This window comes from Metapseudomonas otitidis (genome assembly GCF_900111835.1).
In the GTDB taxonomy this organism is placed as follows: domain Bacteria; phylum Pseudomonadota; class Gammaproteobacteria; order Pseudomonadales; family Pseudomonadaceae; genus Metapseudomonas; species Metapseudomonas otitidis.
The window spans coordinates 58,194-82,061 of the sequence record NZ_FOJP01000025.1; the positions used below are offsets into that span (position 1 = coordinate 58,194).

General features: G+C 63.3%; 19 protein-coding genes. 11 read left to right on the forward strand and 8 right to left on the reverse strand.

Annotated features, from left to right (window positions below; translation table 11 throughout):
• Positions 1–2 precede the first annotated feature (2 nt).
• The 7 genes from phaC to BM198_RS26515 all read right to left on the reverse strand — a co-directional run bounded on the left by phaC (position 3) and on the right by BM198_RS26515 (position 9,214).
• On the reverse strand, positions 3–1,682 hold the full coding sequence (phaC, locus tag BM198_RS26485; protein ID WP_074973666.1) for a class II poly(R)-hydroxyalkanoic acid synthase: 1,680 nt from the start codon (positions 1,680–1,682) through the stop codon (positions 3–5).
• Between the two features lie 290 nt (positions 1,683–1,972).
• On the reverse strand, positions 1,973–2,344 hold the full coding sequence (locus tag BM198_RS26490; RefSeq protein WP_074973668.1) for a gamma-butyrobetaine hydroxylase family protein: 372 nt from the start codon (positions 2,342–2,344) through the stop codon (positions 1,973–1,975).
• Between the two features lie 71 nt (positions 2,345–2,415).
• On the reverse strand, positions 2,416–3,753 hold the full coding sequence (hslU, locus tag BM198_RS26495) for an ATP-dependent protease ATPase subunit HslU (protein ID WP_044406700.1): 1,338 nt from the start codon (positions 3,751–3,753) through the stop codon (positions 2,416–2,418).
• Positions 3,754–3,782: 29 nt separating this feature from the next.
• On the reverse strand, positions 3,783–4,313 hold the full coding sequence (gene hslV / locus BM198_RS26500; RefSeq protein WP_044406703.1) for an ATP-dependent protease subunit HslV: 531 nt from the start codon (positions 4,311–4,313) through the stop codon (positions 3,783–3,785).
• 97 nt (positions 4,314–4,410) lie between these two features.
• Entirely contained in the window at positions 4,411–5,124 is a 714-nt protein-coding gene (locus BM198_RS26505; RefSeq protein WP_074973670.1) for an SPOR domain-containing protein, read from the reverse strand.
• Positions 5,125–5,131: 7 nt separating this feature from the next.
• Positions 5,132–6,871, reverse strand: a complete 1,740-nt coding sequence (argS, locus tag BM198_RS26510; RefSeq protein ID WP_074973673.1) for an arginine--tRNA ligase — start codon at positions 6,869–6,871, stop codon at positions 5,132–5,134.
• Between the two features lie 123 nt (positions 6,872–6,994).
• Positions 6,995–9,214, reverse strand: coding sequence for a primosomal protein N' (locus tag BM198_RS26515; RefSeq protein WP_074973675.1), 2,220 nt, complete (start codon positions 9,212–9,214; stop codon positions 6,995–6,997).
• A 194-nt stretch (positions 9,215–9,408) separates the two neighbouring features.
• On the opposite strand from BM198_RS26515, the gene rpmE reads away from it, so the two are divergent.
• The 3 genes from rpmE (at position 9,409) to BM198_RS26530 (ending at position 12,579) form a co-directional block, all read left to right on the forward strand.
• Positions 9,409–9,621: a 50S ribosomal protein L31 gene (gene rpmE, locus BM198_RS26520; protein WP_003453200.1), complete on the forward strand. Its 213-nt coding sequence runs from the start codon at positions 9,409–9,411 to the stop codon at positions 9,619–9,621.
• 156 nt (positions 9,622–9,777) lie between these two features.
• Entirely contained in the window at positions 9,778–11,211 is a 1,434-nt protein-coding gene (locus BM198_RS26525) for a M48 family metalloprotease (protein WP_074973676.1), read from the forward strand.
• Between the two features lie 99 nt (positions 11,212–11,310).
• Complete coding sequence (locus BM198_RS26530; RefSeq protein ID WP_074973678.1) at positions 11,311–12,579, forward strand: malic enzyme-like NAD(P)-binding protein; 1,269 nt, start codon at positions 11,311–11,313, stop codon at positions 12,577–12,579.
• Positions 12,580–12,684: 105 nt separating this feature from the next.
• On the opposite strand, the gene BM198_RS26535 is transcribed toward BM198_RS26530, so the two are convergent.
• Positions 12,685–14,916, reverse strand: coding sequence for a penicillin-binding protein 1A (locus BM198_RS26535; RefSeq protein WP_394328362.1), 2,232 nt, complete (start codon positions 14,914–14,916; stop codon positions 12,685–12,687).
• A gap of 373 nt (positions 14,917–15,289) precedes the next feature.
• Between BM198_RS26535 and BM198_RS26540 the strand changes: the two genes are divergently transcribed.
• The 8 genes from BM198_RS26540 to BM198_RS26575 are packed head-to-tail and all read left to right on the forward strand — an operon-like array spanning position 15,290 to position 23,612.
• Entirely contained in the window at positions 15,290–16,354 is a 1,065-nt protein-coding gene (locus tag BM198_RS26540; protein WP_074973682.1) for a pilus assembly protein PilM, read from the forward strand.
• The gene (gene pilN / locus BM198_RS26545) at positions 16,354–16,926 is read left to right on the forward strand and encodes a type 4a pilus biogenesis protein PilN (RefSeq protein ID WP_074973685.1); all 573 of its coding nucleotides are present in this window, start codon (positions 16,354–16,356) and stop codon (positions 16,924–16,926) included. Before BM198_RS26540 ends, pilN begins: the two co-directional genes overlap by 1 nt.
• A complete protein-coding gene (pilO, locus tag BM198_RS26550; RefSeq protein WP_074973687.1) occupies positions 16,923–17,546 on the forward strand; it encodes a type 4a pilus biogenesis protein PilO in 624 nt (207 codons plus the stop codon). The genes pilN and pilO overlap by 4 nt, the downstream gene beginning before the upstream one ends.
• Entirely contained in the window at positions 17,546–18,076 is a 531-nt protein-coding gene (pilP, locus tag BM198_RS26555; RefSeq protein ID WP_139233714.1) for a type 4a pilus biogenesis lipoprotein PilP, read from the forward strand. The genes pilO and pilP overlap by 1 nt, the downstream gene beginning before the upstream one ends.
• Before the next feature lie 54 nt (positions 18,077–18,130).
• On the forward strand, positions 18,131–20,254 hold the full coding sequence (gene pilQ, locus BM198_RS26560) for a type IV pilus secretin PilQ (protein WP_074973694.1): 2,124 nt from the start codon (positions 18,131–18,133) through the stop codon (positions 20,252–20,254).
• A 5-nt stretch (positions 20,255–20,259) separates the two neighbouring features.
• Entirely contained in the window at positions 20,260–20,778 is a 519-nt protein-coding gene (gene aroK / locus BM198_RS26565; RefSeq protein WP_074973697.1) for a shikimate kinase AroK, read from the forward strand.
• A gap of 52 nt (positions 20,779–20,830) precedes the next feature.
• Entirely contained in the window at positions 20,831–21,934 is a 1,104-nt protein-coding gene (gene aroB, locus BM198_RS26570) for a 3-dehydroquinate synthase (protein ID WP_074973699.1), read from the forward strand.
• 10 nt (positions 21,935–21,944) lie between these two features.
• Positions 21,945–23,612, forward strand: a complete 1,668-nt coding sequence (locus tag BM198_RS26575; RefSeq protein WP_074973702.1) for an SPOR domain-containing protein — start codon at positions 21,945–21,947, stop codon at positions 23,610–23,612.
• Positions 23,613–23,868 lie beyond the last annotated feature (256 nt).

Genomic DNA, 23,868 nt, shown 5'->3' on the forward strand with positions numbered 1-23,868 from the left:
GATCAGCGCTCGTGGACATAGGTTCCAGGGGACGCCTCGCCGGCCGGGTAGGCCTTGTTGCCGAGGGTCAGCGTGGCTTTCTTCAGCTTGCCCGAGCGCTCGGCCAGCCAGGCCTGCCAGTGCAGCCACCAGGAGTCGGCGTGCTTGGTGGCGTTCTCCTGCCAGGCCTTCGGGTCGGCGGGCATGTCGCTGCCGGTGGAGAAGCGCGCCTTGGGGTTGCCCGGCGGGTTGAGGATGCTCTGGATGTGGCCGCTGTTGGACAGCACGAACTCGCACTTGCCGCCCAGCAGGCGGGCCGAGCGGTAGCAGGCTTCCCAGGGGGTGATGTGGTCGGTTGTGCCGGCCACGCAGAAGAAGTCGCAGGTGACCTTCTTCAGGTCGATCGGGGTGCCGCAGACTTCCAGCGCGTCGGGCCGGGTCAGCGGGTTGGTCTTGAACATCTCCACCAGCTCGCCGTGGAAGGCGGCGGGCAGGCGCGTGGTGTCGTTGTTCCAGTAGAGGATGTCGAACACCGGCGGCTCGTTGCCCAGCAGGTAGTTGTTCACCCAGTAGTTCCAGATCAGGTCGTTGGGTCGCATCCAGGCGAACACCTTGGCCATGTCCTTGCCTTCGAGCACGCCCGACTGGTACGAGCGGCGTTTGGCGGCTTCGAGGGTCTGCTCGTCGGCGAACAGCGCGACCTGGGTGTCGAGGTTGAAGTCCAGCACGCTCACCAACTGGGTGAAGGCGTGCACCTTCTCCTCGCCGATGGCCTGGTAGTGGCCCAGCAGGGCGACGGTGGTGATGCCGCCGGAGCAGGCACCGAGCATGTTGAGGTCCTTGGCGCCGGTGATCTTCAGCACCACCTCGATGGTTTCCTTGAGGGCCTCGATGTAGGTCGAAAGGCCCCATTCGCGCTGGGCCTTGGTGGGGTTGCGCCAGCTGACGATGAAGGTCTGGATGCCGTTGCGCAGGTTGAAGCGCGCCAGGCTCTTCTCCGGGGAAAGGTCGAAGACGTAGAACTTGTTGATCTGCGGCGGCACCACCAGCAGCGGGCGTTCATGCACCTGCTCGGTGATGGGCTTGTACTGGATCAGCTCCAGCACGTCGTTGCGGAACACCACGGCGCCTTCGGTGGTGGCGAGGTTCTTGCCGACCTCGAAGGCGTCCATGTTCACCTGGCTCGGCATGCCGCCGTTGTTGACCAAGTCCTTGGCCAGGTGGGAAAGGCCGTCGAGCAGGCTCTTGCCGCCGGTCTCGAAGAAGCGCTTGACCGCCGCCGGGTTGGCCATGGTGTTGGTGGGGGCCATGGCCTCGGTCATCAGGTTGATCACGAAGTGGCCGCGGCTGGTATCGGACTCGGACAGGTTGCTGTGCTCAATCCACTGGTGCAGTTCCTTGCGCCAGGCGAGGTAGGTCTGCAGGTAGCGGCGATAGAGCGGGTTCTGGCTCCAGGCCGGGTCGTTGAAGCGGCGATCATCCGCTTCGGGGTGCAGTTCGGAGGATCCGAGCAGCACGTTCTTCAGTTCGACGCCGAAACGGGCGACATGCTTGGCACTGTGGAAGGGCTGCTTGACGGCCTGCAGCATGACCATGCGTGCGGAGGTCAGCAGGTCCTTTCCGCGGATGCCGATCACCGGGTTCAGGCCCAGGGTGTTCTCCGAGGCTTGTCGCTGCAGGTCTTCGTTGTTCTTGTTGCTCATCTACGACGCTCCATTGTCCTGAGACGGATACCGGCGAACTGCTGTACGGGACAGTTAAGCGTGGCCTGGTACTGCTCGGGTTACCGGGGGTGCGAAGAGAACTTCGCCTGTTTCTGTGAACCTTTGGTTGCCAAATGCATGGAACCTGCCAGTTCTGGTTACCCGAGTTTAGGTGAATGCGCAAGCTGGCCCGGGGGCTGGCGTGCGTCGAAGAGTATGGCGGCGGGATCTAGAAAATGCGCTCTAACCGCGTGCGCCCTGGCCAGGATGGGGCCAGGGCCTGCACCGCTTCAGAGCATGAGGCGGACGACGCTTTCGTCGGGGTCGCGGGAGCGCCCGGCGGCCTGGAGCTGCGCCAGGTAGTCCTTCCAGAGCTCGTCCTGGCGGGTGGCGAGTTCGTAGAGGTAGTCCCAGGTGAACAGGCCGCTGTCGTGGCCGTCGTCGAAGGTCAGTTTCAGGGCGTAGTTGCCGGCGGGTTCGACCTTCACCAGGGCGACGTTCTGCTTGCCGTATTGCAGCACCGGCTGGCCGTGACCCTGTACCTCGGCGGAGGGGGAATGCACGCGGAGGAATTCGGCGGGCAGGCTGTGGCGTTCAGTGCCGTAGCTGAGCACCAGGGTGCGGGATGCCTTGTGCAGTGCGATGGCGGTGGGGATGCGCATGGGCGGGGCTCCGGACCGGGGCGGCCAGCCGGGCGGGATGCCGCGGCTGGCACGCGAGTGTGTCGCACAGCTTAGAGGATGTAGCGCGACAGGTCTTCGTCCTGGGCCAGCTCGCCCAGGTGGCCGTTGACGTAGGCGGCGTCGATGCGGATCGGTGCCTCCTCATGCTGCGCCGCGAGGTCGCCGGCGCTGAAGGAGACTTCCTCCAGCAGGCGCTCCAGCAGCGTGTGCAGGCGACGGGCACCGATGTTCTCGGTCTTCTCGTTGACCTGCCAGGCGATCTCGGCCAGGCGCTTGATGCCCTCGGGGGCGAACTCGACGTTCAGGCCCTCGGTCTTCAGCAGTGCGGTGTACTGTTCGGTGAGGGAGGCATGGGGTTCGGTGAGGATGCGCTCGAAGTCCTCCGGGGAGAGGGCCTTGAGTTCCACGCGGATCGGCAGGCGACCTTGCAGCTCGGGCACCAGGTCGCTGGGCTTGGCCAGGTGGAAGGCGCCGGAGGCGATGAACAGGATGTGGTCGGTCTTGACCATGCCGAGCTTGGTGTTGACGGTGCAGCCTTCGATCAGCGGCAGCAGGTCACGCTGCACGCCCTCGCGGGAGACGTCGGCACCACCGACGTTGGCGCGCTTGGCGACCTTGTCGATCTCGTCGATGAAGACGATGCCGTTCTGCTCCACGGCTTCCAGGGCGCGGGCCTTGAGTTCTTCCTCGTTGACCAGGCGCGCGGCCTCCTCGTCGCGGACCATCTTCAGCGCGTCCTTGACCTTGAGCTTGCGGCTCTTGCGCTTGCCCTTGCCCATGTTGGAGAACAGGTTCTGCAACTGGCTGGTCATCTCCTCCATGCCGGGCGGGGCCATGATCTCGACGCCGGCCGGGTTTTCGGCCACTTCGATGTCGATTTCCTTGTCGTCCAGCTGGCCTTCGCGCAGGCGCTTGCGGAACAGCTGTCGGGTGTTGGTGTCCTCGCGCTGCGGCTCGTCACCGAAGCCGCTGCGCGCCGGCGGCAGCAGGGCGTCGAGGATGCGCTCCTCGGCGGCGTCTTCGGCGCGGTGGCGGACCTTGTGGATCTCCTGCTCGCGCATCATCTTCACGGCGGCATCGGCCAGGTCGCGGATGATCGACTCGACGTCGCGGCCGACGTAGCCCACTTCGGTGAACTTGGTGGCTTCGACCTTGATGAACGGGGCGTTGGCCAGCTTGGCCAGGCGGCGGGCGATCTCGGTCTTGCCGACGCCGGTGGGGCCGATCATCAGGATGTTCTTCGGCGTCACCTCGGCCCGCAGCTCGGCGGGCAGCTGCATGCGCCGCCAGCGGTTGCGCAGGGCGATGGCGACGGCGCGCTTGGCGTCTTCCTGGCCGACGATGTGGCGGTTGAGTTCGTGGACGATCTCGCGGGGGGTCATGGACATGGATGTCGCTCCGGGGCTGGACAGGGCGCTCATTCGGCGCTGTCCAGCTCCTCGATGGTCAGGTTCTGGTTGGTGAACACGCAGATGGAGCCGGCGATGTTCAGGGCGGTCTCGGCGATTTCCCGCGCGGAGAGGTCGGTGCGCTGCAGCAGGGCGGTGGCCGCGGCCTGGGCGAAACCGCCGCCGGAGCCCATGGCGATCAGGCCGTGCTCGGGTTCGACCACGTCACCGTTGCCGGTGATGATCAGCGAGGCGTCCTTGTTGGCCACGGCCAGCATGGCTTCCAGGCGGCTCAGGGAGCGGTCGGTACGCCAGTCCTTGGCCAGTTCGACGGCTGCCCGCACGAGGTGGCCCTGGTGTTTCTCCAGTTGGCCTTCGAAGCGCTCGAACAGGGTGAAGGCATCGGCGGTGGCGCCGGCGAAGCCGGCCAGCACCTGGCCGTGATACAGCCGGCGCACCTTCTTGGCGTTGCCTTTCATGACGGTGTTGCCGAGGGAAACCTGGCCGTCGCCGCCCATGACGACTTTGCCGTTGCGGCGGACTGAAACGATGGTGGTCAAGGGAGGAGTCTCCACGCAGCGGGGCGAAAATGCCCGAATGGAAACCCAGATGGGGGAGCCCGCGCGGCTTTTCAACCGCGCGGGGGTGATTCGTCGATCAGCGTGCCTGCCGCTGTTGCAACAGGAGATTACCGAAGCCGCTGCCGGCCAGCTGTTTCTGTGCGGTGGCGAGCTGCTCGCGGCTGGCGAAGGGGCCGACCAGCACGCGGTACCAGGTTTCCTCGCGCACGGTGCCGGACTCCACCTGGACGTTCTGGCCCAGCAGGATGATCTGGGCGCGGACGCGGTCGGCGTCTTCCTTCTTGCGGAAGGAGCCGGCCTGGAGGAAGAACTGGGTGGTGGTCGGCGCCTTGGCTACGGTGGGCGGAGGCGGCGGTACCTGGCCGGCGAGGGCGGCTTCGGCCCGTGCCTTGTCGATCTTCGCGGCTTCTTCCGGGGTCACCGGCTGCTGGGGCGTCGGCGGGGTGGCCGGCGTCTCCTTGGGCAGGGCGTCCGGCGGCACGATCACCTCGGACTCCGGCAGCAGCGTGTAGAAGTCGTACTTCGGCTTGGCCGGCTCGGTCTCCGCCGGGGGCTGCGCGGGTTGGGCCTGGCCCCCCTGGGGCTTGGGCTTGCCGCCGGCGGCCTGCTGCTGTTGCTCGGGCTTGGCGCGGCGGATGTCGTCGCGGCCGGGTTCGAGCTTCATCAGCATGACCACGAAGCCGCCGATGACCAGGCCGATGGCCAGCCAGACCCAGCCGGGCACCGGCTTCTTCGCCGGTGCCTGGTAGCGGCTGGCTCCGCGTTTGGGGGCTGCTTTCTTCTTCGCCATGGGTCCGTTACATGCGTTCCAGGGTGTTCAGGCCGAGGAGTTCAAGGCCTTGCTTGAGGGTGCGGCCGGTCAGCGCGGCGAGGCGCAGGCGGCTCTGCTGGGTGGCTTCGTCCTCGGCGGCGAGGATCGGGCAGTTCTCGTAGAAGCTGGAGAACAGGCCGGCCAGGTCGTAGAGGTAGGTGCAGAGGATGTGCGGAACGCCCTTGGCGGCGACGTTGTTGAGGATGTCGGCGAACTGCGCCAGCTTGGCGGCCAGGGCCTGCTCCTGCTCGGCGGCGAGGACGATCTGCCCGCCGATCTCGTCGACGCCCTTGCCCAGCTTGCGGAACACGCTGGCGGTGCGGGTGTAGGCGTAGAGCAGGTAGGGCGCGGTGTTGCCTTCGAAGCTCAGCATCTGCTCGAAATTGAAGCTGTAGTCGCTGGTGCGGTGCTTGGAGAGGTCGGCGTACTTGACGGCGCCGATGCCGACGGCGCGGGCGATCTGGCGCAGTTCGGCCTCGTCCAGCTCCGGGTTCTTCTCCTTGACCAGGGCATAGGCGCGCTCTTCGGCCTCGTTGAGCAGGTCGATCAGCTTAATGGTGCCGCCGTCGCGGGTCTTGAAGGGCTTGCCGTCGGCGCCGTTCATGGTGCCGAAGCCCATGTGCTCCATCTCGAACTCGGGACGCACGAAGCCGGCGAGGCGCGCGGCGGCGAAGACCATCTGGAAGTGCAGGGCCTGGCGCTGGTCGACGAAGTAGAGGGCGCGGTCGGCCTTGAGCACGCCGCTGCGGTAGCGGGTAGCGGCGAGGTCGGTGGTGGCGTAGAGGTAGCCACCGCCGGCCTTCTGCACGATCAGCGGCAGCGGGTCGCCTTCGGCGTTCTTGAACTCGTCCATGAACACGCACAGCGCGCCGTCGCTTTCGGTAAGCAGGCCCTTGGCGCGCAGGTCGGCGACCACGTTGGGCAGGTCGTCGTTGTAGGCGCTCTCGCCCTTCACATCGGCCATGGTCAGCTTCACGCCCAGGCGGTCGTAGACGGCCTGGCAGTGGCTGAGGGATATGTCGTTGAAGCGGTTCCACAGGCGCAGGCACTCGGCATCGCCGGCCTGCAGCTTGACCACCAGTTCGCGGGCGCGGTCGGCGAATTCGCTGGATTCGTCGAAGCGCTTCTTGGCGGCACGGTAGAAGCCTTCCAGGTCCGACAGCTCGGCGTCGCTGTCCACCGGCTGCTCCTGCATGTAGGCCAGCAGCATGCCGAACTGGGTGCCCCAGTCGCCCACGTGGTTCTGGCGGATCACCTCGTCGCCGAGGAACTCCAGCACGCGGGCCACGCCGTCACCGATGATGGTGGAGCGCAGGTGGCCGACGTGCATCTCCTTGGCCAGGTTGGGGGCGGAGAGGTCGACCACCACGCGCTGGGCCGGGCCGGCCTTGCGCACGCCGAGGTGGGCGTCGGCCAGGGCGGCGTCCAGGCGCTGGGCCAGGGCCTGGGTGTTCTGGAAGAAGTTGAGGAAGCCGGGGCCGGCGATCTCCACCTTGCTCACCTGGTCGTCCTGGGGCAGGGCGGCGATCAGCTTCTCGGCCAGGTCGCGCGGCTTCAGGCCGGCGGGCTTGGCCAGCATCATGGCGATGTTGCTGGCGAAGTCGCCGTGGGTCTTGTCCTTGGTGTTTTCCACCTGGATGGTGGGGGTCAGGCCTTCGGGCAGTACGCCTTCGCTGGCGAGACGGTTCAGGGCGTGCTGGATCAGCTGGCGAATGGTGTCTTTCATGTTCTGCTCTCGGCCGGAAGTCGGCGGCGCCGTGGCGCTGGTTGAAAACCGCGCATTATCGGCGTGCAGTGCCCGCCGCTTCAAGCGCCAGGCGCCGAGGGGCGCCTGTGACGGTGGGTCGCGTCAGAACAGGTCGATCGGGTCGACATCCAGGGACCAGCGCACGGCCCTGCCGCCGGGGAGCTGTTCCAGGGCCTGGGACCAGGGCGTGAGCAGGCGGTGCAGGGTGGCGCGGCTGTTGGCCTGGAGCAGCAGCTGGGCGCGGTGCTTGCCGGCACGGCGCTCCATGGGGGCGGGGACGGGGCCGAGCAGCTCGACACCGCTGAGGTGCAGCTCGGTCAGCTGCTGTTCGGCTTCGGCACAGGCGCTGTCGAGGAAGGCTTCGGCCTGTCCGGGCTTGTGCGCTTCGGCCCGTAGCAGGGCCAGGTGGGCGAAGGGCGGTAGGCCGGCGGCGCGGCGCTCGGAAAGGGCCTGCTCGGCGAAGGCGAAGTAGCCCTCTTCGGTGAGTTGCACCAGCAGCGGGTGGTCGGCCAGGTGGGTCTGGATGATCACCCGGCCCGGTTCCTCCGCGCGGCCGGCGCGACCGGCCACCTGGACGATGAGCTGGGCCATGCGCTCGCTGGCGCGGAAGTCGGCGGAGAACAGGCCGCCATCGGCGTCGAGGATCGCCACCAGGGTGACCCGGGGGAAGTGGTGACCCTTGGCGAGCATCTGGGTGCCCACGAGGATGCAGGGCTCGCCCTTGTTGATGGTGCCGAACAGCTGGGCCATCGCATCCTTGCGCGAGGTGCTGTCGCGGTCGATGCGCAGCACGGGGAACTGCGGGAAGAGGATGCCGAGGCGTTCTTCGGCGCGCTCGGTGCCGGCGCCGATGGGGCGCAGGTCGACCTTGCCGCAGTCGGGGCAGTTGTCCGGGCGGCGCTGGACGTGGCCGCAGTGGTGGCAGCGCAGCTCGTTGTGGCGCTGGTGCAGGGTCATACGGGCGTCGCAGCGGGTGCACTGGCTGATCCAGCCGCAGTCGTGGCACAGCAGGGTGGGCGAGAAGCCTCGGCGGTTGAGGAAGACCAGCACCTGCTGGCCGGCCTCCAGGGTCTGCTGGATGGCCTGTTGCAATGGGCCGGAGATGCCGCTGTCGAGCGGGCGGCTCTTCACGTCCAGGCGCAGGAAACGCGGCTGCCGGGCGCCGCCTGCGCGCTGGGTCAGCCGCAGCAGGCCGTAGCGGCCGGCGTAGGCGTTCTGCAGGCTTTCCAGCGAGGGGGTGGCGGAGCCCAGCAGGATCGGCACGTTCTCCTGGCGGGCGCGGACGATGGCCAGGTCGCGGGCGTGGTAGCGCAGGCCTTCCTGCTGTTTATAGGAAGCGTCGTGCTCTTCGTCGACGATGATCAGCCCCGGGTTCTTCATGGGGGTGAACAGGGCCGAGCGGGTGCCGATGATGATGTCGGCCTCGCCGTCGCGGGCGGCGAGCCAGGCGTCCAGGCGTTCGCGGTCGTTGACGGCGGAGTGCAGCAGGGCGACGCGGGCGTTGAAGCGCCGGGAGAAGCGTTCGAGGGTCTGCGGGCCGAGGTTGATCTCGGGGATCAGCACCAGGGCCTGCTTGCCGGCCTGCAGGGTCTCGCGGATCAGTTGCAGGTAGACCTCGGTCTTGCCGCTGCCGGTGACGCCGGCGAGCAGGAAGGCGTTGAACTGGCCGAAGGAGGACTGTACCGCGTCGAAGGCGGCCCGCTGCTCGCCGTTGAGCGGCAGTTCGGCCTGGGCCAGCCAGTGTTCGTGGCGCGGCGCGGGGGCGTGGCGGCGGGTCTCCACGCGCGCCAGTCCCTTTTCCAGCAGCAGGTCGAGGCTGTCCTTGTTCAGCTGCAACTGTGCGAGCAACTGGTGGGCGACGCCATGGGGATGCTGGGCGAGGATGGCCAGGGCCTGGCGCTGGCGTGGCGCGCGGGCCAGGCGCGGGTCGTCGGCGCGGGCGCCTTCGCAGGCGTGCCAGAAGCGCTCCTGGCGGGCTTCGGCCGGTTCGCCCTGGCGCAGCAGCACGGGGAGTGCCCAGCTGAGGGTATCGCCTAGGCTGTGCTGGTAGTACTGGGCCGTCCACAGGCAGAGCTGGAACAGCGGCGCCGGCAATGGCGGCTGGCGGTCCAGCAGGGCGAGCGCGGGGCGGAGCTTGTCCTCCGGGACTTCGCTGCGGTCGGTGACTTCCACCAGTACGCCGATGACTTCGCGACGGCCGAACGGCACCCGCACGCGTATACCGGGCTGCAAGGCGGCCGGGGCCACGCCGGCAGGGGCGCGGTAGTCGAACAGGCGGCGCAGGGGCGAGGGCAGGGCGAGTCGCAGGATGGGGCTGGGCACGGGGAACTCCGGTGGGGGCCCGGGGATGCTAGGGGGATGCCGTTCCTGTCGCAAGCAGCGGGGTGGGTGCCGTGCGTCGCTCGGCGCAGGCTGCGCTTGCGCGTCGGGGAAGGTCTGGTATCATCTCGCGCCTGTTTCCGTGCGGTACTCGACATAGGGTCGGGTGGCGGCACGCCAGACCTGAGGATCAAGCCATGAAACCGGAAATCCATCCCGAATACGTAGCGATCGAAGCTACCTGCAGCTGCGGTAACGTCATCAAGACCCGCTCCACCCTGGGCAAGAACATCAGCCTCGACGTGTGCTCCGAGTGCCACCCGTTCTACACCGGTAAGCAGAAGGTCCTGGACACCGGCGGCCGTATCGATCGCTTCAAGCAGCGCTTCGGCGTGTTCGGCGCCAAATAAGGCCCGTTCGCCGGGAAGCTCGCAACGAGCTCCCAGCTGCACGAAAAGGCGCCCCGAGGGGCGCCTTTTTCATGCTCGTCTTCCGGGCATTGACGCTGTACCGCCGGTCGACGTAGAACCGCGGCTCCTGGCACGGTGGACCTCAACGAGGTGGCGATGCCCTTTCTTCCCTGGCTGCTGCTGGTCGTGTGCATGGCACTGGCGAGCGGGTGCGCTGTGAACCCGGCCACGGGGCGGGACGACTTCGTGCTGATGGACGAGGCGGCCGAGCAGGAGCTTGGCATCCGCTACAACCAGGACGTGCAGCAACGCTACCCCCGCTACCCGGATGCGCAGCTCCAGGCCTATGTCCAGCGGGTCGGGGAGCGGGTGGCCCGGTACAGCCATCGTCCTGACCTGGTCTTCATCTTTACGGTGGTCGATTCGCCGGATCTCAACGCCTTTGCCCTGCCGGGCGGCTACATCTATGTGCACCGGGGGCTTTTGGCCTACCTGGGGTCGGAGGCGGAGCTGGCGGCGGTGCTGGCCCATGAGATCGGCCACGTCACGGCTCGCCATGGTGCGCGACAGCGGAGTCAGTCCCAGGCCTGGGGTGCAATCGGCCAGGTGGCGGCGCTGGGCACCGGGGTGGGGGCCGTGGCGGATGCGACGCAACTCCTGGGCGGGGCGCTGGTGCGTGGCTACGGCCGGGAGATGGAGTTGCAGGCCGACGAGTTGGCGCTGCAGTACCTCGCGCGCAGTGGCTATGACCCGCAGGCGCTGGTGAGGGTCATCGAGGTGCTCCAGGCCCAGGATGCCTTCCTCCGCTCGGAGCGTGCTGATCCCGGTCGACAGGCTGGCGGCTATCACGGGCTGTTCGATTCGCATCCGGCCCACGAGGCGCGCCTGCGCCAATTGATGAGTCGAGAAACGGGCTCGGGGGTCTGGAATCGCGATGCCTACTTCCAGGCGCTGGATGGGTTGGTCATCGGTGGGCCGGTGGGGCAGGGCGTGCTGCGTGGTCGGCATCTCTCGCACGAGTCCCTGGGGGTGGCGCTCGACTATCCGCCGGGGTGGCGAGTGGTCAGCGAGCCGGACTCCGTGACGGCCTACTCGCCAAATGGGGCTGTCTACCTCGGGTTGCGCTCGGAACCTGTCGATCCAGGGCTATCGCCGATGGCATTCCTCGGTGCTCGCGTGGGGGATCGGCATCTACTGGACGCGCGCACCCTGGACGGCGCCGCCTTGCCCGGGGCGACGGCCTGGCTCGCCGGCCCGCCGGCCCGACGCGTGGCGGTGGCTTTCGGAGACGCGCGCGCGTATCTCTTCGTCGCCGGGGCCGAGAAGGACGCGGCCCTGCGGGATGCCGATGCACAGGTGTTGGCCACCGTTCTTAGTCTCCGTGGAATGACGGAGCAGGATGCGTCCCTCGCCGAACCGGTACGGATTCGTACGGTTAAGGTGGGGAAGGGGCAGCATCTGACAGATTTCATTTCCGTCGGAAACGCTGCGGTTTCCACCCACGACCTGGAAAATAGGATACGATTGCTCAACAATCTGTATCCAATCGGTGATGTGCAACCTGGGGATTGGCTGAAAGTCGTACGTTAGAGGGGTTGACGAGCCGTGACTGCCTAGTCTTGTAGGCCCCTTGCTTCTTGCGTATGCTCGCCCGTCCGTCTGTCATAACAGTAAAAGCGGAATGCCAACATGTCTGATCTGAAAACTGCCGCTCTCGAATACCATGCCCAACCCCGCCCCGGGAAACTGAGCGTCGAGCTGACCAAGCCGACCGCCACCGCCCGTGACCTCTCGCTGGCCTACAGCCCGGGCGTCGCCGAGCCGGTGCGCGAGATCGCCCGTGATCCCGAGCTGGCCTACAAGTACACCGGCAAGGGCAACCTGGTGGCAGTGATTTCCGACGGCACCGCCATCCTCGGCCTCGGCAACCTCGGCCCGCTGGCTTCCAAGCCGGTCATGGAAGGCAAGGGTGTTCTGTTCAAGCGCTTCGCCGGTGTCGACGTGTTCGACATCGAAGTGGATGCCGAGAGCCCCCAGGCCTTCATCGATACCGTCAAGCGCATCTCCATCACCTTCGGCGGCATCAACCTCGAAGACATCAAGGCGCCCGAGTGCTTCGAGATCGAGCGCACCCTGATCGAACAATGCGACATCCCGGTCTTCCACGATGACCAGCACGGTACCGCCATCGTCACGGCCGCCGGTATGCTCAATGCCCTGGAAATCGCCGGCAAGACCCTGCCGGAAGCCCAGATCGTCTGCCTGGGTGCCGGTGCTGCCGCCATCTCCTGCATGAAGCTGCTGGTGAGCATGGGCGCCAAGGTCGAGAACATCTACATGGTCGACCGCAAGGGCGTGATCCACGCCGGCCGCGATGACCTGAACCAGTACAAGGCGGTCTTCGCCCACGAGACCTCCAAGCGCACCCTGTCCGATGCCCTGGAAGGGGCGGACGTGTTCGTCGGTCTGTCCGGCGCCAACCTGCTGAGCGCGGAAGACCTCAAGCGCATGGCGGCCAACCCGATCGTCTTCGCCTGCTCCAACCCGGATCCGGAAATCCAGCCGGAACTGGCCCATGCGACTCGCAGCGACGTGATCATGGCCACCGGCCGTTCGGACTACCCGAACCAGGTGAACAACGTGCTGGGCTTCCCCTTCATCTTCCGCGGTGCGCTGGACGTTCGTGCCACCCGCATCAACGAAGAAATGAAGATCGCAGCAGCTCTGGCGCTGCGTGACCTGGCCAAGCAGCCGGTGCCCAAGGATGTCTGCGATGCCTACGGCGTGGCTTCCCTGGAGTTCGGCCGCGAGTACATCATTCCGAAGCCGATGGACAAGCGCCTGATCACCGTGGTTTCCGACGCGGTTGCCAAGGCGGCCATCGAGTCTGGCGTAGCAACCCTGCCGTATCCGAAGCACTACCCGCTGAAGTCTGTGGACGATGTGTTTCAGGGCTGATCGCCGCTGATGTGAAGAACCCGCCTGCTGGCGGGTTTTTCATGTCTGGTGGATGTGTTCGGCTGGAAAGGAAGAGCCCGCTGATCGCGGGCTCTTCTCGTTTGCTCAGAACAGATCGATGGGCGCAGCTTCGTCCGCTGGCAGGGGGCTGCCTGGGATGCTGGAGCCCGGGTCGAGTTCGCTCATGGGCGGGGGCGAGTCTTCGCTCTTGAACAGTTCGAAGAATGCATTGGGCGTTCCCGGTGTTGCTGCGCGCCCGCTCAGGGGGTCGATGCGCAGCGTGAGAATCCCTTCGGGTTCTGGCTGGACGTGCTCCGGTTTGTCCTTCAGGGCTGCACTCATGTAGCTCATCCAGATCGGCAGGGCGACCGTGCCGCCGTACTCGTGCCGGCCCAGGCTCTCGGGCTGGTCGAAGCCGACCCACACCGTGGTGATGTAGTCGGCGTTGTAGCCGGAGAACCAGCTGTCCTTGGACTCGTTGGTGGTGCCGGTCTTGCCCGCGATGTCGCCACGCCCCATGGCCAGGGCGCGTCGACCGGTGCCGCGCTTTATTACGTCCTGCAGCATGCTGGTCAGGATGTAGGTGGTGCGGGCATCGACGATGCGTTCGGCGGTGGCCGGCTCCGCGGTTGCATCATGGTTGAGCTGGGTGTCGGGCGCTGCGTTGACCTGGGCCATGCTGGCGCTGGGTTTGTCGTCCTGCGGCACGCGGGGCGGGTTGGCGGTGAAGATGACCTTGCCTTCCCGGTTTTCGATTCGTTCGATCAGGTAGGGCTGGATCTTGTAGCCGCCGTTGGCGAAGGTGCTCCAGCCGGTCGCGATCTCCATCGGGGTGAGGGTGGCAGTGCCCAGGGCGAGGGAGAGGTTGCGCGGCAGTTCATCCTTGTTGAAGCCGAAACGGCTGATGTAATTGATCGCGTAGTCGATCCCCACGGCTTGCAGAAGGCGGATGGAAACCAGGTTGCGCGACTTGTACAGCGCTTCCCGCATGCGGATGGGGCCGAGGAAGGTGTTGTTGTCGTTCTTGGGGCGCCACACCTTGTCCAGGTACTCGTCGACGAAGACGATGGGGGCGTCGTTGACCAGGCTGGCGGCAGTGAAGCCGTTATCCAGTGCTGCACTATAAAGGAAGGGTTTGAAGCTTGAGCCGGGTTGGCGCTTGGCCTGGGTGGCGCGGTTGTAGTTGCTCTGCTCGAACGAGAAGCCGCCGACCAGGGAGAGGATGGCGCCGCTGTAGGGGTCGAGTGAAACCAGGGCGCTCTGGGCTGAAGGCTGCTGGCTGAACAGCAGGGCGCCGTCAGGTTGGCGCAGTACGCGGATCAGGTCGCCGACCTGCACCACGTCTGCCGGCTGGCGCGGGCGGGCGCCGAGGCTGTTGGTGTTCAAGTAGGGGCGGGCCCACTTCATGCTGTCCCAGCTGACTGCCTCTTCATTGCCGCTGCGAGTCAGCACGAGGATGCCGCTCTGCTCGATCTGGGTGACGATAGCGGGCTCGAGGCCGCCAATCGTGCGCTGCTTGGCAAGCTCCTGGCCCCATCCTTCGCGGGTCATGCCGGGAAGTCGGGTTTCCGGGCCGCGGTAGCCGTGGCGCTGGTCGTACTCCATCAAGCCGCTGCGCAGGGCGATGTTGGCGGCTTCCTGCAGGTCGCTCGGTGTCGTGACAGTGACGCGGAACCCTTCGGTGTAGGCGTCGCTGCCGTAACGTCCGACCATTTCGGCGCGCGCCATCTCCGCAATGTAGGGTGCGTTCACTTCTGGGGTCGGAACATGGTAGCTCGCGTCGATCGGTTCGCTGATGGCGGCTTCGTAGCGCGCCTGGTCGATCTTGCCCAGCTTGAACATGCGCCCGAGGATCCAGTCGCGACGCTCCTTGCTGCGGGTCGGGTTGACCAGTGGGTTGAAGCGAGAAGGCGCCTTCGGCAGGCCGGCGATCATGGCCATCTGGGCCAGGCTCAGCTCCCGGATCGACTTGCCGTAGTAGACCTGTGCAGCGGCTTCGATGCCGTAGGCGCGGTTGCCCAGGTAGATCTTGTTGACGTAGAGCTCAAGGATCTCGTCTTTGCTGAGCTCTCGCTCGATCTGCAGGGCAAGAAGTATCTCATTGATCTTTCTGGAGAAACTCCGCTCGCTGGTGAGGAAGTAGTTCTTCGCCACCTGCATGGTGATGGTGCTGCCGCCGCTCTGGATATGCCCGCTTTTCAATAATTGAGTGGCAGCGCGCACCAGGCTCGTGAGGTCGACGCCATAATGGTTGGCAAAGTTGTCGTCTTCCGCCGCCAGCAGGGACTGGATGAATTCCGGGGGGATGTCCGCGAAACGGATCGGTGCCCGCCTCATCTCGCCGAACTCGGCGATCAGCTTCCCATCGCTGCTATACACGCGCAGCGGTATCTGCAGCTGGATGCTGCGCAGGGAATCGACAGACGGAAGACTCGGGCTAAGGTAGAGATAAGCGCCGCTGAAACTGAGCAACAGCCCACAAAAAACAGCAACGCAAGACCACCAGAAAAACTTCAGCAGGCGTATCAAGATTCTTGGATTTCCAGGCAAAAGAATGAGTTAAGCGGAAACAGATCTGAAAAGGGAAAAACTGATCACATTATAAGCGTTTTTTTTCCCGGGGAGCCATTTGCGCTTCTGTCAAGACTGTTATTTAATGTGGAAAAACATAAATCGTCCGTAAGTCACGGACGCTGATAGGAAATCGGTCGTGCTAGGGCTCTTCAACAAGAAAGCGAATTCGCTGCTGGGGATCGACATAAGCTCGACCTCGGTCAAGCTCCTCGAATTGAGTCGCTCGGGTGGCCGCTACAAGGTAGAGGCCTACGCCGTCGAGCCGCTCCCGCCAAATGCTGTCGTCGAAAAGAACATTGCTGAGCTGGAAGGCGTCGGCCAGGCACTGTCGCGTGTGGTCGCCAAGGCGAAGGCAGGCTCCAAGCTGGTAGCCGTTGCTGTGGCGGGTTCGGCCGTCATCACCAAGACGATCGAGATGGATGCGGGGTTGTCCGATGACGAGCTGGAGAACCAGCTCAAGATCGAAGCTGATCAGTACATTCCTTATCCCCTTGAAGAAGTAGCCATCGATTTCGAGGTTCAGGGCGTTTCTGCACGAAACCCCGAGCGAATGGATGTGCTGCTGGCAGCCTGCCGTCGCGAGAACGTTGAAGTGCGCGAGGCAGCGCTTGCTCTCGCCGGGCTTACCGCGAAAGTCGTGGATGTCGAGGCCTATGCGCTTGAGCGCGCCTATGGGCTCCTTGCTTCCCAGCTGGGAAATGGATCGGAAGATCTGACGGTTGCGATCGTGGATATCGGCGCGACGATGACCACCCTGAGCGTCTTGAATAATGGTCGCACCATATACAGTCGCGAGCAGTTGTTCGGAGGTCGCCAGTTGACCGAAGAAATTCAGCGCCGCTATGGCCTTTCTGTCGAGGAAGCGGGTTTGGCCAAGAAGCAGGGCGGTCTTCCGGATGACTACGACAGCGAGGTTTTGCAACCGTTCAAAGAGGCAGTTGTCCAGCAAGTCTCACGATCGCTGCAGTTCTTTTTCGCAGCGGGCCAGTACAACGATGTCGATTACATCCTCCTGGCCGGCGGTACAGCCTCTATTCCCGATCTAGATCGCCTGATCCAGCAGAAGATCGGAACGCCGACGCTGGTCGCAAACCCCTTCGCCGACATGGCGCTGAGCGGCAAAGTCAACGCAGGTGCGCTGGCAAGTGATGCGCCTGCCTTGATGATCGCTTGTGGCTTGGCAATGAGGAGCTTCGACTGATGGCGCGTATTAACCTGCTACCGTGGCGTGAGCAGCTGCGGGAAGAGCGCAAGCAGCGATTCCTGGTGGCCTTGGGCGGTGTGGTCGTTGTTTCTGCAGGCCTCGTGTTCCTTGGCGACCAATACCTCAATGGCGAGATCGATAACCAGAACGCCAGGAATGAATTCGTACGCAAGGAAATTTCCGTTCTGGATACGCGTATCAAGGAAATCAGCGAGCTCAAGACACGCCGGCAGCAGTTGCTGGAACGTATGAAGATCATTCAGGACCTGCAGGGCAACCGCCCGATCATTGGTCGTGTCTTTGATCAGCTTGTTCGCACTCTGCCCGATGGTGTGTATTTCACGACCGTGAAGATGACAGGTTCCAGTATCGCCATTACTGGGGCAGCTGAATCCAACAACCGTGTTTCCAACTTGATGCGGAATCTGGATGCCTCCGAGTGGTTGACTGCGCCGAACCTGACAGAAGTCAAGGCGATCACCGCTGGCGCTGTTGATCAAGCCAACGTGTTTCAACTGACCGTGCAGCAGACACAGCCTGCTGCGGACAATGCCGGAGCCAAGAAATGAGTCTGGCTGATTCTCTGGAAAGTCTGCGCAAGATCGACCTCAACGATCTTGACCTGAATAACGTCGGTTCCTGGCCGGCTGCCGTTAAGGTCATAGCCTGCATTTTGGTGATGGCTGCGATCTTGGCACTGGGTTACAACTTTCACCTCAAGGATCTTGAGGTGCAGCTCGACCAGCAGCGAGCTGAAGAAGAGTCGCTGAAGCAACAGTTCACCACCAAGGCTTTTCAGGCTGCAAACCTCGAAGCCTACAAAGATCAGATGAAGGAAATGGAAGTCTCCTTTGGCGAGCTTCTTCGCAAGCTGCCAAGTGATACTGAAGTCCCCGGGTTGCTTGAGGATATAACTCGTGCAGGTTTGGGTAGTGGTTTGGAGTTTGAAGAGATCAAGCTCCAGCCAGAAGTGGTTCAGCCGTTTTATATCGAGTTGCCCATACAGATATCGGTAGTAGGCAGCTATCACGATCTTGCTACGTTCGTCAGCAGTGTTGCCAGCTTCCCTCGTATTGTCACGTTGCATGATTTCGATATCACGCCACTGAGTCCGGATAATGCGTCTAAGTTGCGTATGAGTATCTTGGCTAAAACTTACCGTTATAACGACAAGGGGCTGCAGAAATGATGCGTGTCAGCTCCAAGGCTGTTCTTGCCCTAGTTGTAGTCTCTAGTTTGTCGGGGTGTGGGAATGGCGGCGATTTTTCGGATCTCCAAGTCTACATGGATGAAGTCCGTGCTCGTCCAAAAGGGTCTGTTGAGCCGTTGCCCAAGTTTCAGCCTTATGAGGCCTTTACTTATAGTGCCGCTGCACTACGGAGTCCCTTCCAGCCTCCGGTGAAAATCGATCTTGCTAACAAGGTGAAAGGCAGCAAGGATGTCCACCCGGATGAAACCCGGGTCAAGCAATTCCTCGAAGGCTTCAATATCGAGACCTTCGAGATGGTAGGTACGCTTTCCAATAACGGTGGGATGTTCGCGTTGGTCCGTGGGGCAGGAGGGGTGCACCGGATCAAAGTTGGCGATTATCTGGGACGGAATGACGGCAAGGTTGTTTCTATCAGCGAAGGCAAGATTGATGTCGTCGAGATCGTCCCGGATGGAGAGGGTGGCTGGCTCGAGCGTCCTCGAAGTCTCACGCTCATGGAACGCTCTTAAGGGCGGGGTGACTTTATGAACTACAAACACCGGTCTGCACAACGGAATTTGACAATGAACAGCTCCCTAACGCGCCTTGGACTTTCTCTTCTGGCGGCCATGTTTTCACCCATGTTGCTGGCTGCTGACCTCAAGGCTCTGGACGTCGCGGCCCTGCCGGGCGGAAAGGTCGAGCTGAAACTCGGTTTCGACGGCCCCGTTGCACAGCCGAGAGGCTACACGATTGAGCAGCCTGCAAGGATCGCATTGGACCTGCCTGGCGTTGCCAACAAACTTGGCAGCAAGAACCGCGAACTCGGGGTAGGTAACGCTCGGAGCGTCACTCTTGTCGAGGCGAAAGACCGCACTCGCATGATCATCAACCTGTCGACGTTGGTGCCTTACAGCACGCGAGTTGAGGGTAACAACCTTTATGTCCTGGTTGGCGACGCTGCCGGCGCTGCTCAACAGGCTGCACGCACCAGTGCGCCAGTAGCGGCTCCGTCACAACCTGCCGCACCCGTCAAAGCGTTCGCGCCTGCGGGCAAGGCAATCAGCAACATTGATTTCCAGAGGGGTGAGCAGGGAGAGGGTAACGTCGTCATTACTCTGTCCGACCCCAGTGTGAGTCCCAACATCCAGGAACAGGGTGGAAAGATTCGCCTGGACTTTTCCAAGACCCAAATTCCGGAGTCTCTGCGTGTTCGTCTGGATGTAAAGGATTTCGCGACCCCGGTTCAGTTCGTCAGTGCCTCTGGCAGCTCGGGTGATGCCAGTATCGTGATCGAGCCGACGGGCTTCTACGACTACCTGGCCTATCAGACTGAAAACAAACTGACTGTCAGTATCAAACCGCTTACCCAAGAAGATATGGAGAAGCGCAAGACCGAGCGCTTTGCTTATTCTGGCGAAAAGCTCTCGCTCAATTTCCAGGATATTGATGTCCGCTCGGTATTGCAGCTGATCGCTGACTTCACGGACCTCAACTTGGTTGCCTCTGATACCGTCCAAGGCAATATTACGCTCCGCCTGCAGAACGTGCCTTGGGATCAGGCGCTTGACCTCGTCCTGAAAACCAAGGGCCTGGACAAGCGCAAGGTCGGTAACGTGCTGCTGGTTGCACCAGCGGACGAGATCGCTGCCCGTGAACGCCAAGAACTGGAGTCTCAGAAGCAGATTTCCGAACTGGCTCCGTTGCGCCGCGAGCTTATCCAAGTCAATTACGCTAAAGCTGCTGATATCGCCAAGCTCTTTCAATCCGTTACCAGTGGAGAGCCTGCTGCCACGGATGAGCGTGGTTCCATTACGGTTGATGATCGGACAAATAGTATTATTGCCTATCAGACTCAAGACAAGCTGGACGAGTTGCGCCGTATTGTTACTCAGCTCGATATTCCTGTCCGCCAAGTAATGATTGAGGCGCGGATTGTTGAGGCGAATGTCGACTACGACAAGGCCTTAGGCGTAAGGTGGGGTGGGGCTTACACCAATGGGAACTGGAATAGTTGGGGGAAGAGCGGCAATATCGGTATTAAGGATGGCGATGGAGTATCTTGCGGGCCCTTCAAGGGAAACTGTACGCTGCCTACTACTAATAATAATCCAACGCCCTTTGTAGATATGGGGGTCTCCAATAGTACTTCTGGAATTGGCATAGGCTTCATTTCAAGTCATGCGATTCTTGATTTGCAGCTCTCTGCAATGGAAAAAACTGGAAATGGAGAGATCGTTTCTCAGCCTAAAGTGGTTACTTCTGATAAAGAGACGGCAAAGATTCTGAAAGGTTCGGAAATTCCCTATCAGGAAGCAAGCTCCAGTGGCGCCACTACTACATCCTTCAAAGAGGCTGCGCTTTCGCTGGAAGTTACCCCGCAAATTACTCCGGATAATCGTATTATCATGGAAGTGAAAGTCAATAAAGATGCGCCAGATTTTGCTAATCAACTTAATGGTGTTCCGCCGATCAATAAGAATGAGGTGAATGCTAAGGTTTTGGTTAGCGATGGCGAGACTATTGTAATAGGTGGGGTTTTCTCCAATACACAGACCAAAGCTGTAGACAAGGTACCTTTCCTTGGTGATCTGCCATTTGTAGGGCGAGTGTTCCGAAGAGATGTTGTTCAAGACAAGAAATCCGAGCTGCTGGTATTCCTGACTCCGCGTATCATGAACAACCAGGCTATCGCTGTGAGTCGCTGATATCAGTGCACAATCTGATCCTCGTTGGCCCGATGGGAGCTGGAAAGAGCACCATCGGGCGTTTGCTTGCCAAGGAACTCCGTTTGCCGTTCAAGGACTCCGACAAGGAGATCGAACAGCGAACTGGGGCGAATATTCCCTGGATTTTCGATGTGGAGGGGGAGCAGGGCTTCCGTGACCGCGAACAGGCCATGATCCAGGAGCTTTGCGAAGCCGATGGGCTGGTCGTGGCGACGGGTGGGGGTGCCGTGCTTCGGCCTGCCAACCGTGAAGCGCTGCGATCGGGTGGTCGGGTGGTTTACCTCCACACCTCCGTCGACCAGCAGATCGGCAGGACCTCTAAGGATCGCAACCGGCCGCTCCTGCGGACGGCAGACCCGGCCAAGGTCCTCCGTGACCTCATGGCTATTCGTGATCCGCTCTACCGTGAGATCGCCGACATCATTATCGAGACCGATGAACGTCCGCCGCGGATGGTGGTGCAGGAAATACTCGAGCGACTACAGGGCCTTCCGCCCCGTTAAAGGGCGGGCGGAACTGCGCTATCCTAGTGCCCTTTTTCATAGTGGGGGCCTCATGCGGACACTTCAGGTCGATCTCGGCGAGCGTAGCTATCCCATCCACATCGGTGCCGACCTGTTGTCGAAGGCCGAGCTGTTTGCGCCGCATATCGCGGGCAAGCAGGTGGCCATCGTTACCAACGAAACCGTCGCCCCGCTTTATCTCGAACGGCTGACCCAGACCCTCGCCGGCTACAAGGTCCAGCCCATCGTTCTGCCCGATGGCGAGTCCTTCAAGAACTGGGAAACCCTCCAGCTCATCTTCGACGGCCTGCTCACCGCGCGTCATGACCGCCGCACCACCATCATCGCGCTGGGTGGCGGCGTCATCGGCGACATGGCCGGCTTCGCGGCTGCCTGCTACCAGCGTGGCGTCGACTTCATCCAGGTCCCGACCACCCTCCTGTCCCAGGTGGACTCCTCGGTCGGTGGCAAGACCGGCATCAACCACCCCCTCGGCAAGAACATGGTGGGTGCCTTCTACCAGCCCAAGGCCGTGCTGATCGATACTGCGACCCTGCGCACGTTGCCACCTCGCGAGCTCTCCGCCGGGCTCGCCGAAGTGATCAAATACGGCCTGATCTGCGATGCGCCATTCCTGGACTGGCTGGAAACGCACATGGAGGCCCTGCTGGCCCTCGAGCCGACGGCGCTGACCGAGGCCATCGAGCGCTCCTGCGCTGCCAAGGCCCGCGTAGTGGGTGCCGATGAACGCGAATCCGGCATCCGCGCCACCCTCAACCTGGGGCACACCTTCGGCCACGCCATCGAGACCCACATGGGCTACGGCGTCTGGCTGCATGGCGAGGCGGTGGCCGCCGGGACCGTCATGGCCCTGGAGATGTCCCGTCGCCTCGGTTGGATCGACGCCGCAGAGCGCGATCGCTCCATGCGCCTGCTGCGTGCAGCGGGCCTGCCGATCATACCGCCCCAGGAGATGACTCCTGCCCACTTCCTGGAGCACATGGCCGTAGACAAGAAAGTGATCGATGGCCAGTTGCGCCTTGTGCTGCTGAGCCGGCTCGGAGAGGCGGTGGTCACCGCCGATTACCCGGGCAACATTCTGGACGAGACCCTGAGCGCCGATTACCGCGCCCTGGCCGAAGAGCTTGGAGAGTAAAAACAGTCCCATGAGCAGCCTGCACGCTGAAGAGGCCTTCCTGGCCCATTACCAATTCACCCATGACCCGTTCGCCGCGCGGGTCCCCGGCTTCAAGTTCTACCCGGCCCAGCGCAAGCCCGTCCTCGGCCAGCTGCACCACCTGGCCCGCTACAGCCAGCTGTTGCTGGTCGTGACCGGGCCCAACGGTGCTGGCAAGACCCTGCTGCGCCAGGCCCTGGTTGCCAGCACCAACAAGCAGGCCGTGCAGAGCGTGGTCGTGTCCGCGCGCGGCGCCGCCGAGGCCGGTGGCCTGATGCGCCTCATCGCCCAGGCGCTCGGCATTCCGCAGGCAGACAGCCGCTCCATCCTCGCCCAGGTCGGCCAACTGGCCCTGACCGGCCAGGAGGTCTACCTCCTCGTCGATGATGCCGAGGACCTGGACGACACCGGCGTCGACAACCTGCTGGCCCTGGCGGCCGGTAGCGGCGAATCGCGTCCTCACGTCTTCCTCTTCGCCGACTCCTCGCTGCTGCCGCGCCTGGAACTGGTCGCCGATGGTGAAGAACGCTTCCACGCCATTGAACTTCTGCCTTACAGCGAGGACGAAACCCGCGAATACCTGGCGCAGCGCCTCGAAGGCGCCGGCCAGAGTATCGACCTGCTGACCGAGGAACAGATCGAAGACATCCACCTCCAGTCCGGAGGCTGGCCCGGCGGCATCAATCAGGCCGCTCGCGAGCTCCTGGTGGAAGCGATGCTCGCCGAGCGGGGCGCATCGCGCAAAGGAGGGTTCAGCTTGAATCTACCGAAGAAGCACCTGCTGGCACTGGGCGTCGTCGCCGTCGGTGTCGTCGCCGCCTGGCTGATGCAGGGTCGTTCCGAACACACCGCCCCGGCCCAGCCCACTACCGCACAACTGCCCCTGGGCCAGGGCGTCGCCCCGTCCACGCCTGAGCAGCCGGGCAAACCCGGTGAAGCGCCGGCCGTCGAATTCGCCGGCTCGTCGCAGCCGCTGCCCCTGCCGCTGGTGGGCGAAGCCCAGCCGGTCATCCGTGAGCCGCTGGCCCAGGCCGCCGGGCAGGAAGACCAGGATGAAGCCGGTGCCCCGCCCGCGGGCAGCGCCGTGCCGCCCACCGTGACCACGGTCGCCCCGCCCGTCGGAGCCACGGCCAGCCCCGCGCCGGCCCAGCCGCCCGCACCCATCGTCACCCAGCAGCCGGCTACCCGACCGGCACCGCCGGCAACCGCGCCTGCTGCTCCGGTCGTGGCCCAGGCCACCCCCAGTGCGCAGCCGACCAAGCCCGCAGCAACCCCGGCGCCGACCGCCAAGCCCGCAGCGACCGCACCGGCAGCCAAGCCGGCCGAGAAGCCTGCCGCCAAGCCGGCTGCAGTCGCCTCCACGGGTGGCGGTGCAGGTGATGGTTGGTACCGTGCCCAGGCAGGTGGCAACTACGCCGTGCAGATCCTCGGCACCAGCTCCGAAGCCAGTGCCAAGTCGTTCGTCCAGCAGAACGGTGGCGAGTACCGTTACTTCAAGAAGCTGCACCAGGGTAAGCCACTGTACGTGGTCACTTATGGTAACTTCCCCAGCCGCAACGCCGCCCAGGCCGCCATCAAGGCCCTGCCCGCCAAGGTGCAGGCCGGCAAGCCCTGGCCGAAGAGCTTCGCCAGCATCCAGCAAGAGATGGCCCGCTGAGCCCGGTCCCGGGCTCACCTGTCACTTGGCATCCTCAGATGTGACCGGAAAGTCGATAGCACGACCTTCCGGTCTATTCCTTCGCTTTTGCGACAAAAACTTTCACCGAATCGTCGTGCAGATTTGTAACGACCCCAGTGGATATGTACACTGACCTCCCTTTTGCCTACGCAAAGCTGGCGTCAAGTCTGGCGCGAGAGGTAACTGGTTGAATTAAAAGAAATTCCGCCTCTAAAAAGAGGCTGCTCTGGTGAGA

What these genes read in the sequence shown, in the direction of transcription:
- BM198_RS26490 (WP_074973668.1), bottom strand. Translation starts at nt 2,344, where the DNA reads ATGCGCATCCCCACCGCCATCGCACTGCACAAGGCATCCCGCACCCTG.
- BM198_RS26525 (WP_074973676.1), top strand. Translation starts at nt 9,778, where the DNA reads ATGCCCTTTCTTCCCTGGCTGCTGCTGGTCGTGTGCATGGCACTGGCG.
- pilQ (WP_074973694.1), top strand. Translation starts at nt 18,131, where the DNA reads ATGAACAGCTCCCTAACGCGCCTTGGACTTTCTCTTCTGGCGGCCATG.
- pilO (WP_074973687.1), top strand. Translation starts at nt 16,923, where the DNA reads ATGAGTCTGGCTGATTCTCTGGAAAGTCTGCGCAAGATCGACCTCAAC.
- phaC (WP_074973666.1), bottom strand. Translation starts at nt 1,682, where the DNA reads ATGAGCAACAAGAACAACGAAGACCTGCAGCGACAAGCCTCGGAGAAC.
- BM198_RS26575 (WP_074973702.1), top strand. Translation starts at nt 21,945, where the DNA reads ATGAGCAGCCTGCACGCTGAAGAGGCCTTCCTGGCCCATTACCAATTC.
- BM198_RS26505 (WP_074973670.1), bottom strand. Translation starts at nt 5,124, where the DNA reads ATGGCGAAGAAGAAAGCAGCCCCCAAACGCGGAGCCAGCCGCTACCAG.
- pilN (WP_074973685.1), top strand. Translation starts at nt 16,354, where the DNA reads ATGGCGCGTATTAACCTGCTACCGTGGCGTGAGCAGCTGCGGGAAGAG.
- BM198_RS26535 (WP_394328362.1), bottom strand. Translation starts at nt 14,916, where the DNA reads ATGAGGCGGGCACCGATCCGTTTCGCGGACATCCCCCCGGAATTCATC.
- aroB (WP_074973699.1), top strand. Translation starts at nt 20,831, where the DNA reads ATGCGGACACTTCAGGTCGATCTCGGCGAGCGTAGCTATCCCATCCAC.
- rpmE (WP_003453200.1), top strand. Translation starts at nt 9,409, where the DNA reads ATGAAACCGGAAATCCATCCCGAATACGTAGCGATCGAAGCTACCTGC.
- hslU (WP_044406700.1), bottom strand. Translation starts at nt 3,753, where the DNA reads ATGTCCATGACCCCCCGCGAGATCGTCCACGAACTCAACCGCCACATC.
- BM198_RS26530 (WP_074973678.1), top strand. Translation starts at nt 11,311, where the DNA reads ATGTCTGATCTGAAAACTGCCGCTCTCGAATACCATGCCCAACCCCGC.
- pilP (WP_139233714.1), top strand. Translation starts at nt 17,546, where the DNA reads ATGCGTGTCAGCTCCAAGGCTGTTCTTGCCCTAGTTGTAGTCTCTAGT.
- argS (WP_074973673.1), bottom strand. Translation starts at nt 6,871, where the DNA reads ATGAAAGACACCATTCGCCAGCTGATCCAGCACGCCCTGAACCGTCTC.